The following is an 11,586-nucleotide window of genomic DNA, read 5'->3' as shown; positions in this document are numbered from 1 at the left end:
CTTTCGGCACCCTGCGCTCAACGAATTCGGGGCCGGTCGGACCCCCCCTCGGCGAGTTCGCCCGCTGTTAGGGTCGAAGGGTGACGAGAACACTGGACATCGCCGCGCTGCGGAGCGTGGTCGCCATCGCCGAGAACGGCGGATTCCACCGCGCCGCAGCGGCGTTGAAGATCTCCCAGTCCGCCGTCAGCCAGCACGTGCGACGGCTGGAACGGATCATCGGCCGGCCGCTGGTGGAGCGTCAGGGCCGCGGCATCCGGTTCACCGGCGACGGCGAGGCCGCCCTCGCCGAGGCCCGCCGGGTGCTCGCGGCGCACGACGAGGCGCTGTCCCGGCTCGGGCTCGTCGAGACCGTCCGCCCCGGTTTCCTGATCGGCTCCACCGAACTCCTCGCCGAGGGCCTGCTGCCGGCGATCGGCCGCTCGGTGCTCGCCGACTGCCCCGGCCACACCGTCCGCTTCCGGCTGGACCGCAGCGGCGCGCTGCACGAGGCCGTCGACCGGGGCACCGTGGACGCCGCCGTGTTGCTCGGCGACCCGGACCACCCGCGCAGCGTCCGGGCGGGCGGGGTGCGGCTGTCCTGGCTCGCCGCCCCGGACTGGCGGCCGCCGGAGGGGGGCGCGCCGGTGCCGCTGGTCGCGGTCGACGGGCCCTGTGTGCTGCGCGAGCGGGCGTTCGCCGCGCTCGGCGGCGCGGGCCGCGGTGCCACGGTGACCGTCGAGGCGGCCCAGTTCACCGGGGTGCTCAGCGCGGTGCGCGCCGGGCTGGGCATCGCCCTGCTGGCCGACCACGGCCCGCTGCCGACCGGCCTGGTGCGCCTCCGCGACCTGCCGCCGGTGCCCCCGGAGCGCCTCCACCTGCGCTACCGTCCGGGCGCGCCCGCGGTGTTGACCCGGGCGCTGCGCTCGGCACTGGACTCGCTGGGCTGAGGCCGCGCCGCCCCGGCGCCCGCCGGGGGCGGCACCGGGGGCCGGGTCCGCGGGCCGGGCGGTCATCCCAGCTGCCGCAGGTAGTCGTTGAGTCCGGCCGTCCCGATGCCCACCAGCGCCGCGTCCTCCTGCGGGGCGTGCACCCCCGCGGCCTGGACGTCCCGGAAGATCCGCTCCAGCGGGTTGTCCTGGGACAGCGCCGAGCTGCCCAGCAGCCGCACCGCCGCCTCCACCGCCTGGGTCAGGTTGCGGATCACCGCGACCTTCGCCGCCAGCGCCTCGTTCGCCGCCACCACCTCGCCGCGGTCCAGCCGGCCCGCCACGCCGAACACCAGTTGCTCGGCGGTGGACAGCAGCACCTCGATCTCCCCGGCCACGTGCCGGAACCGCTCACCGGCGGCGATCGGACGGCCCAGGTGGGCGGGCACCTTGGTGACGCCGGTGTGGTGCACGAAGTCCTGGGCGGCCCGCGCCGCGCCCAGGTACAGCGCGGCCGAGATCAGCAGGACGGAGTTGGCGTGCTCCTGGTCGGCCGCCGGGTCCGCGCCCCGGGCCGGCTGCCCCAGGTCGCCGAAGCGGATCAGGTCCTCCGCCGCGACCCGGACGTCGGTGAACACCACCTCGTGGCTGACCGTGGCCCGCATGCCCAGCTGACGCCAGGTCGGCAGGATCTCGATGCCGGGGGTGCCGCCCGGCACCACGAACACGGCCGGCTGCGGCACCGGCTCGTCGGTCGTCGCCCACAGCAGGAAGTAGCTCAGCCCCTCCGCACCGGTCACGAACCGCTTCCGGCCGGTGATCGCCCAACCGTCCGCGGTCCGCCGGGCCACCGTGCCGCCGCCGCGGCCGGTGTCGGGCTCCGCCCGGGCGTGGTTCAGCAGGGTGGGGCGCTCCGCCGACTCGGCGAGGATCCGCCGGTACAGCGCCTCGGGCCACGGCCGGCCGCTCTCCAGCGCGTGCGGCACCAGCGTCATGCAGGCGATCAGGGCCACCGAGGTGTCCCCGCGGCCCAGGGCCAGCAGGATCCGCGCGAGGTCGGTGAAGCTGACACCGGGGCCGCCCCACCTGCGGTCCACCGTCGCGGTCAACAGCCCGGCGTCGTGCAGGAGTCGGATCGCCTCGTGCGGGAACTCCCCGGTCCGGTCGTACCGGGCGGCGGTGTTCGCCAGGGCGGCGGTGATCTCGTCCAGGCGGTCCAGTCGGGGGTGCGGCAGCTGGAGCCCGCGCTCGGCGGGTGCGACGTCGGGGCTGAGGTGGCTGGTCATGGTGGTTCCTCGGGGTCGTGGCAGGCCGACTCGTCAGCTGGGCAGCGGTGTTGACGGACCGTCGGGCCGTGCGGGGGATCGGCCCCGGGCGGGTTCCGGCGCGACGGGCCGGCGCCGCGGTCCGCGGTCGGCCCGCTCGGCGGCGGGCGCGGTCGGGACGCTGACGGGCGGTGACATGGGCAGGAGTGGAGAGGCGTCCGGGCACCGGGCCGGTTCGCGGCGGGTGCTCCGCCCCACGGGTCGGCGGGCCGGGGGCGGCGGGCCGGGGGTCAGCCCCGCGGGCCGACCGGGGAACGCCGCGGGCGTCGGCTCAGCGACAGCCGGCCGAGCAGAGCAGGCCGAAGTCGACGATGCGACGGCTGGTCAGCAGCGGCATCGGCGCGGGGCGGAGTCGCGGGCAGGCGAGCGGGCGGGCCGACTCCCGGCCACCCCAGTTCGCACTCCCGTTCCCCACCATGGGGTCGAGCATGCAGGGTTGGACCATCGCCCGTCCACACCCGACTTGCGATCGGTACCGACCGCGAACGCTTATCGATGGGGCGTTCTTTGCCCGCTGTTGACCCACGTCCGTGAACCGTCCGGAACGGGCCCTTCCGCCCCCGACCACACCCTTGCGATGACATATAACCTGTGACATTGTTCTGACCCTGATTCCGGTGACAGGTCCCACGTCAACTCCCCCTCCGCCTCGTGACCGACGCCGCGTCACCTCCCCCACCTCAGGACAAGGACACCGCAGTGCGTCTGCGCCAATCCCTTCCGCTCCTGGTGGCCGCCGCCCTCGCCGGCCCGGCCGCCCTGCTCCCGACCCCCGCGCTCGCCGCCTCCCCGGCGACCGCCGCGGCCCCGGCCACCACGGCCCACGCGCCCACAACGCCAAGGCCGTTCGGCGCCGAGATCGCCGCCCCCGCCTCGGAGGAGCTGGGCCGCACCGCCGCACCGCTCCCGCCGGAGCTGCTCGGCCAGGCGCTCCAGCCCGCCGGCACGGCCGTCCAGACCGGTCCGCAGTCGCGCGCCCAGCACCCCGCCGCCACCCCGTCGGCCAAGCGGGCGCTGACCGCCCTGGCCCCCGCCGCGGCCGGCTGCCTGCCCGCCGACTTCGCCGCCCGCAGCGGCGCCGACCTGGTCTCCTTCGTCCAGGGCTCGACCACCGACTGCGTCAGCACGCTGTTCAACGTCACCGGCACCGACGCGGCCGGCGTCTTCAAGCAGTCGCAGATGCTCGCCGTCGCCGAGGCCTTCAAGGCCCAGGCCGCGCACTACACCGGCGACAACTCCGCGAACCTGCTCCAGCTGGTGCTCTTCCTGCGGGCCGGCTACTACGTCCAGTCCAACAACGCGGGCACCGTCGGGCCCTACGACGCCTCCCTCACCGCCGCCGTCAAGGCGGGCCTGGACGCCTTCTTCGCCGGCGCGCACTGGCACGACGTCAGCGACGCCAACGGCACCGTGCTCAACGAGGTGCTGGTCCTCACCGACAGCGCCGACCTCCAGAGCCGGTACCTGACGGTCTACCGGCAGGTCCTGGACGGTTACGACAACGGCTACAACGCCTTCCCCAAGATGGTGAAGGCCGTCAACGCCGTGCTGTACGCGCCGCTGTGGCGGGCCAACTGGAACCCGGCCTACGTCAGCGCGATCGCCGCCGACCCGGCCGTGATCACCTCACTGGCGAACTTCGCCCAGCACCACAAGGACCTGCTCGGCACCGCCAACCAGTTCCTCGACGTCAACGCCGGCAACGACCTCGCCCGCACCGCCGGCGACGGCGGCGCCGTCGCGGCCTTCACCCGGCCGCTGGTCAAGCAGGTCCTCGACGGCACCCCGGTCACCGGCAGCACCGGCCCGCTGTACGTCTACACCGCGTACAACGCCAACCAGTACGACAACGCGAGCTGCTCCTACTACGGCACCTGCGACCTGCCCGGCAAGCTCACCGCCGCCGTCCTGCCCAACACCCTGGTCTGCGACAACCGCACCATACGCACCGAGGACCTCACCCCCGCGGAGCTGGCGACCGTCTGCGCGAGCCTGCGCGGCGAGGACACCTTCTTCCACGCCATGGTCAAGGACAACGGCCCGATCCCCGGCCAGTACGGCAAGACCATCACCCTCGCCGTGTTCGCCAACCGGGACGACTACCTGACGTACTCCTGGGCGATCTACAACAACTCCACCGACAACGGCGGCCAGACCGTCATGGACGTCACCGACCCCGCCAACAAGCCCGTGTCGGTGATGTACAAGAAGTCCTACGACGACGGCTTCCCCGCCAACGTGTGGAACCTCAACCACGAGTACACCCACTACCTCGACAACATCTACGACATGAAGGGCAACTTCGGCACCGAGATCTCCGTCCCCGACATCTGGTGGATCGAGGGCGTCGCCGAGTACGAGTCCTACACCTACCGCGGCACCACCGACACCCAGGCGATGGCCGAGGCCGCCACCCACCGCTACAAGCTGAGCACCGTCTTCCAGAACACCTACGACAACTCGGACACGGTGCGCACCTACCCGTGGGGCTACCTCGCCGTCCGCTACATGCTGGAGAAGCACCCCGCCGACGTCCAGAACATGCTCGGCCACTTCCGCACCGGCGACTACCAGGGCGGCTACGCGGTCTACAACGGCCTCGGCACCTCCTACGACGCCGACTTCGACAGCTGGCTGAACGCCTGCGCCGCCGGCGCCTGCTACGCCGACGGCCCCACCGCGCTCTTCGGCCAGTCCGTCGACGGCGCCACCGTCACCCTCACCGACCAGTCGGTGGAGACCAACTCCCAGGCCAAGCTGGCCTCCTGGCACTGGACCTTCGGTGACGGCAGCAGCTCCGACCAGCAGAACCCGGTGCACAGCTACGCCAACCCCGGCACCTACACCGTCGCCCTGACCGTCACCGACAGCGCCGGCCGGACCGCCAGCACCCCGACCTCGGTGGTCATCACCACCGGCGGCGGCAGCACCACCCCGCCGACCTGCACCGACCCGCGCACCGACGCCCTCGGGCAGAACTGCTCCCGGCCGAACCAGGCCCGCACCGCCGGCAACCTCGACTACTTCTACGTCTACCTCCCGGCCGGCACCAGCACCCTGAAGGTCTCCACCTCCGGCGGCACCGGCAACGCCGCGCTCTACTACAACGCCGACACCTGGGCCTCCCCCAGCGCCTTCACCGCCTCCTCCACCAAGCCCGGCACCGCGCAGACCCTCACCGTCACCAACCCCACGGCCGGCTACCGGTACATCAGCCTGTACGCCGTCACCGACTTCACCGGAGTGACCGTCAGCACCCAGTTCTGACAACGGAGTTGACCAAGGCGGCGCGTCTCCTCCGGAGGAGGCGCGCCGCCCGCCGTCAGCCCGCCAGGGCGTCCAGGTACCGGTCGACCGGCCCGAAGCTGAGCAGACCGCTGCCGGCCCCGGCCAGTTCCCCGGCGGCGGGCAGCAGCCCGGCCCGCACCCCGGCCATCGCCTCCCGGTCCCCCGCCCCGACCGCGAGGACGGCCTCCAGGCAGCAGCGCGCCTCGTACAGCAGATCGGCGGGCGAGGGCGGCAGCGCCCGCAGCGCGGCCCGGACGGCACCGGTGTCCCCGACGGCGAGCAGCGCGAACGGCTCCACCCAGGGCCGGTACGGGCCCCAGTCCTGGTCGAGGTCCACCGCGGGGCACCACTCCCCGTCCGCGATCCGCAGCGCCAGCAGGGCGAGCGGCAACAGCCCCGCCTCCAGGCCGGGCATGCCCGCACCGGGCAGCGCCGCGGCCGCGGCGCGACAGGCCGTCTCCGCCTCGGCGCGGCGGCCGCCCGCGGCCGACCGCAGCGCCCGGTACCAGGCGGTGAACACCCCCACCAGCGGCAGTTCATGACGGTCCGACAGTTCGCGGGCGGCCGCCGCGTGCCGGTCCCCCGCCCCGAAGTCCCCCCGGGCGCAGGCGGACTGGATCCGGATCAGGTGGCCCAGCACCTCGTGCACGACCAGCCCGTGCCGGGCGGACAACGCCACCAGCTCCGCACCGATCGCGTCCCGTTCGCCCGCCAGCCCGGCCCGGGTGCAGGACTGCATGAAGCGGCCGTTCAGCGCGAAGGCGAGCAGCGCCGGGTCGTTCAGCCGCCGGGCGATCGCCTCCGCCTCGCGCGCGGCCCGCGGGGCCCGGGGCTCCCGGGTGCCGCGCGACTCCAGCGCCACGGTGGCCAGCAGCCGGCACCGGGCCGCGGTGTCCCCGGCGGGCAGCGCCGCCAGGGTGCGTTCGGCGGCCGCGACCACCCCGGCGGCGAGCCCCGGATCGTCGCTGCGGGTCCAGATCGCGGGCACGTCGAAGGCGCCGATGACCCGGGCGGTCAGCTCCGGATCGCCGTACTCCTCCGCACCCGCGATGACCGCCGACCGCTGCGCGCGGGCCGCGTCCAGCCCGGCGCCGCCGCTCACCGCCAGGCCGCGCATCAGGCCGACGGTGCTCTCCAGCCGGGCCCGCGCGCCCAGCGCCACCGTCCGGTCGTACGCGCTCGCCACCCGGTGCCACAGCCGGGCCGCCGAGGCGTCGGCGCCGCCGTCCGGCACCGGACCCCGGGCCGGGACGTCCGCCTCCAGTGCCGGGTCCTGGGCCAGGACGTCCGCCTCCAGCCGGCGCAGCGCGGGGCCCGGGTCCAGGCCGAGGCCGTCCGCGAGCACCGCCCGGGCCTCGCGCAGCGCGGCCAGCGCCTCGCCCTGACGGCCCGTGCGGTACAGGGCGAGGGCCAGCAGCCGCCAGGCCTCCTCGCGCCAGGGCTGGTCCGCCAGGTGGGCCCGCAGGTCGGGGACGGCCTGCGCGGCGCGGCCGAGCGCCAGCAGCGCCCCGGCCCGCTGCTCGACCGCGCGCAGCCGCAGTTCGGTGAGCCGGGTCCGCTCGGCCCGGGTCCAGTCCTCCTCCGCGTGGTCGGCGTACGCGGGGCCGCGCCACAGCGCCAGGGCCGCGTCCAGCCGGGCCAGGGCCCGTTCGGCGGACAGCCCGGCCGCCTCGTCGACCGCCGTCTCGAACCGCCAGGCGTCCACCGCCTGCGGCTCCGGGCGCAGCACGTACCCGGGCCCCTCGGTGGCCAGCAGCCGGGCGGGGGCGCGCGGCGGCCGCTCGGGTTCCAGCACCCGGCGCAGGTCGGCGACGAAGGTGCGCAGCGCCCCGAGGGCGGCGGGCGGCGGGTCGGCCCACAGGTCGTCGACCAGCCGGGTGACCGGGACGACCCGGCGGCGGGCGACGATCAGCCGGGCCAGCACGGCCCGGTGCCGGGGCCCCCGGAGCCCGAGGGCGGTGCCGTCCCGCTCCGCGCCCAGCGCGCCGAGCACCCCGAACCCGACCTGCGCCACCGTGCCCCTTTCCCGACCACTCCGATTCGTTCCCGCAGGTCAGGCTAGCGCGCTGATCGAATGCTGATCCGGGCCCGGCAGGCTCGTCCCGACCGCCCCGAGCGAGAGGTTCCACCATGACCGTCACCGTCCCCGGCTTCGCGTACCACCGGGTGCCCGTCGCCGACGGGGTCGCCCTGCACACCGCCGTCGGCGGCCAGGGCAGCCCGGTCGTGCTGTTGCACGGCTTTCCGCAGACCCATCTGATGTGGCGGCACGTCGCCGCCGACCTGGCCGCCGAGCACACCGTGATCTGCCCCGACCTGCGCGGCTACGGGGCCAGCGACAAGCCCGCCGAGACCGCCGACGGCCTCGCCTACGCCAAGCGCACCATGGCCGCCGACATCGTCGCCCTCGCCGCCGCGCTCGGCCACGAGCGCTTCGCGCTGGCCGGGCACGACCGGGGCGCGCTGGTCGCGTTCCGCACCGCCCTGGACCACCCCGACCGGGTCACCCACCTGGCCTCGCTGGACGTCCTGCCGACCCTCGACATGTGGGAGGTGATGCACGGGGTCCAGGCGGCCGTCGGCTTCCACCTCTACCTGATGGCCCAGCCGCCGGGGTTGCCCGAGCAGCTGATCACCGCCTCGGCGGACGCGTTCTTCGGCCACTTCCTGGACCTCTGGGCCCGGGACGGCGCCGCGATCCCGGCCGAGGTCCGGAGCACCTACCTGGCCGCCTGCCGCGCGGCCGTCCCGTCCATCGTGGCCGACTACCGCGCCTCGGCCGGGATCGACGTCGCGCACGACACCGCCGACCGGGCCGCCGGACGCGTCCTGGGCATGCCCGTCACGGTGCTCCAGCAGGACTGGGGCGCCGCCCTCGGCTTCGACGCCGCCGTGCTGTGGCGGGCCTGGGCCCCCGACCTGGTGCACCGCACCGTCGACTGCGGCCACTTCATGGCCGAGGAGGCGCCCGCGCTGGTCGCCGACGCGCTCCGCGCGCTGCTGGCGCGCTGAGCCGGGCGCCGGCCCGAGGCGGCCGGTCGGCCTCGCTGCGGCCTCAGGCCGGCTTCGCGCCGGGGGCGAAGGCGGGCAGCCGCTCCAGGCTGCTGCGCACGGCCTCGGCGCCGTAGGCGAACATCCGCCGCTCGTAGTCCTCGACCGCGTCGCGCTGGTCCCGGCGGCCGTCGGCCACCTCGATCAGTCGGCGGCGCAGCAGGTCGGCGTCGCGCAGCGCGGTGTTGGCGCCGTTGCCGCCGGTCGGGGAGGTGGCGTGGATGGCGTCGCCGAGCAGCGTGACCGGGCCGGGCGCCCAGCGCTCGCCGGGCCGGACGACCCGGATGGACAGCAGGGTGCTGTTGTCCGGGTCGGCCTGCTCGATCAGGGCGCGCAGCTCCGGGTGCCAGCCGTCCATCCGGGACAGCACCGCCTCCGGTGCGCTCAGGTCGCCCGACGCCTCGTCCGGCGAGGTGCCCGACGGGGCATCCGGCGGGAGGATCATCGCCCAGCGCACGTAGTCGCCGAGGTCGGGCAGGGTGACCTCGGGGGCGAGTCGCTCGGCGGCCAGCCGGGGCGGGGTGCGGAAGCGCATGGCGCCGAGCAGCAGGCTGACGCCGCCGTCGGTGATCTTCGAGCCGTAGGCCTTGGCGAGCCCGGCGAACTCGTCGGTCAGCGGGGTGCGGCCGATGACGAACCGGACGCCGGTGTCGGTCGGGGTGGTCCGCGGCGACAGCACCCCGCGGACCGCGGAGCCGACGCCGTCGGCGCCGACCAGCAGGTCCGCGTCGGCGTACAGGTCGGCGGCGGCCGGGTCGCGGCGGGCGAACCGGGCCCGGACGGTGCCGTCGGCCGACAGCTGGTAGCCGGTCAGTGCGGCGTCGGTGTGGACGGTGAGGCCGGTCAGCAGCAGGTGCCGCAGCACCTGCCGGTCGACCACGATGCCGGTCCGGCCCGCGCCGAGCCGGCCGATCTCGTTCAGCCGGGGGTCCAGCACGAGCTGCTCGGCGGAGGCGGGCATGACGATCTCGTCGAGCAGCGGGTGCCAGTGCGTCGGCAGGCAGTCGCGCACCGCCTGGAAGCCGACCGGGTCCAGCACGAGCCGGTAGCCCTGGAACCGGGCGGCGATCCCCGGGTCGCGTTCGAACACCTCGGCCTCGACACCGGTGCCCCGCAGACCCTGCGCGAGGGCCAGGCCGCCCAGACCGGCCCCGACCACGGAAACTCGCATCACGTACCTCCGAATGTCGACACGAACTTAGTTCGTCCCTGACGAACACCGTTCTACTCAACGAACTTAGATCGTGTCAAGGTAGGGTGACCGGCATGCCCGTCGATCCCCGCCGACACCGCGCGGCCCGCCACGCCAAGCCCTCCGCGCAGCCCGCGGCGGAGGCCGCCGCGCCCGCGCCGCGCAAGAAGCCCATCACCGTCGAGCGGATCACCGACGCCGCCCTGGAGGTGGTCGCCACCGAGGGGTACGACGCGCTGACCATCCGCCGGGTCGCCGCCGTGCTCGGCACCGGCCCGTCCTCGCTGTACGCGCACATCGTCAACAAGGACGACCTGGACGACCTGCTGATCGGCAGGCTCTACGCCGGGGTCGTGCTCCCCGCCCCTGACCCGGCCGCCTGGCGCGCGCAGCTGCTCGACGTGTACGCCCAGATCCGCGACCTCTACCTGGCGTACCCCGGGGTCTCGCGCGCCGCGCTGGCCGCGGTGCCCACCAACCTGGAGACCCTGCGGGTCGGCGAAGGCATCCTGGCGATCCTGCTCGCGGGCGGCATCGACCCGCGGACGGCCGGCTGGGCCCGCGACGCGCTCTCGCTCTACGTCGGCGCCTACGCACTGGAGCAGTCGCTGGTCCGCCGGCGGCGCGCGGAGCAGGACGAGGAGTGGGTGCTCAGCCGCGAGGAGGTGGTGGAGCGCTTCGCCGCCCTGCCGGCCGAACGGTTCCCGCACACCCGGCGCCACGCCGCCGAGCTGGCCTCCGGCACCGGCCCCGACCGCTTCGCCTTCGCCCTCGGCCTGCTCGTGGACGGCCTGCGGCCCGCGGCCGACTGACCGGGCCGGGGCCCGTCCGCGCCCGGACCGGCCGTGCCCGGAGGCCGTCCGCGCCCGAGGCCGTTCCCGCCCGGACGGTCACCGCTCGGGGAAGCTGAAGGCGTAGCCGTTCTCGGTCAGCCACGGCAACAGCTGCTCCAGCGCCGCGAGGGTCTGGGCGCGGTTGCCGCCGCCGTCGTGCAGCAGCACGGTCGGGCCGATCCGCAGCTGGGCCTTCGCGGTCTCCACGATCTTCTCGACCCCGGGGCGTTCGAAGTCCCGGGTGTCGACGTTCCAGCCGCGCGGGCGCATGCCGTGGGCGGCGGCGATCTGCCGGCTCTCGGGGGTGAACGCCCCACCGGGCGCCCGGTAGTACGGGACCGGCGCGCCGTCGGTGGCCTCCTGGATCATCCGCTGCCCGTCGACGATCTCCTTCTCCTGGTAGGCCACGTCCTTGTGGTCCATCGCGGTGTCATGGCTGACCGAGTGGTCGCACAGCCGGTGCCCGGCGGCGACCACCTTGCGGGCCAGCTCGGGGTGGGCCCGGGCGTTGGGCCCGAGCATGCAGAAGACGGCCTTGGCGCCGTTGCGGGCCAGGACGTCCAGGACCTTCGGGGTCCACTGCGGGTCCGGGCCGTCGTCGATGGTCAGGTTGACGGTCCGGCCCGGGTCCTCGGACGTGCGGGAGATGCCCATGTCGACCAGCGGCGCGGGCAGCGCCGGGTCCGGGGCCGCCACCGCCCCGCTGCCGGCGGTCGGCGCGACCGCCCGGTTCACCGCCTGGCCCACGCCCAGCAGGGTCAGCGCCGCCGCGCCGAGGGCGGCGAGCCCCAGGGCCGCGCCGCGTCGGCCGGACGGGCGGCGCAGCAGCTCCGCCCGCGGGTACCAGCTGCGCGGGGTCTCGTCGGTCGGGGTCGGCTCGGGGTGCTGGCGCACGGCGGTGCTCCTCGGTTCCTCGGGGGTGTCTCGGTGCCCACCACCCTCGGCCGCCCCTTTGCGCACCCCGTGAGCTGCGGATGAGCATTTCGCAA

At 75.2% G+C, this 11,586-nt stretch carries 9 protein-coding genes; 4 read left to right on the top strand and 5 right to left on the bottom strand.

Annotation, left to right across the window (positions count from 1 at the left end; all coding sequences use genetic code 11):
• The first annotated feature begins 80 nt into the window (after positions 1-80).
• Complete coding sequence (locus tag AB0O91_RS07960; RefSeq protein WP_363429081.1) at positions 81-929, top strand: LysR family transcriptional regulator; 849 nt, start codon at positions 81-83, stop codon at positions 927-929.
• A gap of 62 nt (positions 930-991) precedes the next feature.
• On the opposite strand, the gene AB0O91_RS07955 is transcribed toward AB0O91_RS07960, so the two are convergent.
• Both AB0O91_RS07955 and AB0O91_RS07950 read right to left on the bottom strand, forming a co-directional pair.
• On the bottom strand, positions 992-2,194 hold the full coding sequence (locus AB0O91_RS07955) for an acyl-CoA dehydrogenase family protein (RefSeq protein ID WP_363429079.1): 1,203 nt from the start codon (positions 2,192-2,194) through the stop codon (positions 992-994).
• Between the two features lie 310 nt (positions 2,195-2,504).
• Entirely contained in the window at positions 2,505-2,651 is a 147-nt protein-coding gene (locus AB0O91_RS07950; protein ID WP_363429077.1) for a hypothetical protein, read from the bottom strand.
• Between the two features lie 281 nt (positions 2,652-2,932).
• Between AB0O91_RS07950 and AB0O91_RS07945 the strand changes: the two genes are divergently transcribed.
• A complete protein-coding gene (locus AB0O91_RS07945; protein WP_363429075.1) occupies positions 2,933-5,500 on the top strand; it encodes a collagenase in 2,568 nt (855 codons plus the stop codon).
• A gap of 55 nt (positions 5,501-5,555) precedes the next feature.
• Here AB0O91_RS07945 and AB0O91_RS07940 read toward each other — a convergent pair whose 3' ends face one another.
• Positions 5,556-7,535, bottom strand: a complete 1,980-nt coding sequence (locus AB0O91_RS07940) for a BTAD domain-containing putative transcriptional regulator (RefSeq protein ID WP_363429073.1) — start codon at positions 7,533-7,535, stop codon at positions 5,556-5,558.
• Between the two features lie 116 nt (positions 7,536-7,651).
• Between AB0O91_RS07940 and AB0O91_RS07935 the strand changes: the two genes are divergently transcribed.
• Entirely contained in the window at positions 7,652-8,533 is an 882-nt protein-coding gene (locus AB0O91_RS07935) for an alpha/beta fold hydrolase (protein ID WP_363429071.1), read from the top strand.
• Between the two features lie 43 nt (positions 8,534-8,576).
• Here AB0O91_RS07935 and AB0O91_RS07930 read toward each other — a convergent pair whose 3' ends face one another.
• Positions 8,577-9,743: an FAD-dependent monooxygenase gene (locus AB0O91_RS07930; RefSeq protein WP_363429069.1), complete on the bottom strand. Its 1,167-nt coding sequence runs from the start codon at positions 9,741-9,743 to the stop codon at positions 8,577-8,579.
• Positions 9,744-9,838: 95 nt separating this feature from the next.
• Here AB0O91_RS07930 and AB0O91_RS07925 point away from each other — a divergent pair, with 95 nt between their 5' ends.
• Positions 9,839-10,576 (top strand): TetR/AcrR family transcriptional regulator, encoded by a 738-nt coding sequence (locus tag AB0O91_RS07925; protein ID WP_363429067.1) that lies wholly within the window; start codon positions 9,839-9,841, stop codon positions 10,574-10,576.
• 78 nt (positions 10,577-10,654) lie between these two features.
• Here AB0O91_RS07925 and AB0O91_RS07920 read toward each other — a convergent pair whose 3' ends face one another.
• Positions 10,655-11,350: a polysaccharide deacetylase family protein gene (locus AB0O91_RS07920; RefSeq protein WP_363429157.1), complete on the bottom strand. Its 696-nt coding sequence runs from the start codon at positions 11,348-11,350 to the stop codon at positions 10,655-10,657.
• Between the last annotated feature and the right edge of the window lie 236 nt (positions 11,351-11,586).

Origin of the sequence: Kitasatospora sp. NPDC089797, from assembly GCF_040684795.1 — a bacterium.
GTDB lineage: Bacteria > Actinomycetota > Actinomycetes > Streptomycetales > Streptomycetaceae > Kitasatospora.
This window is presented reverse-complemented; position numbering and strand designations above follow the sequence as displayed.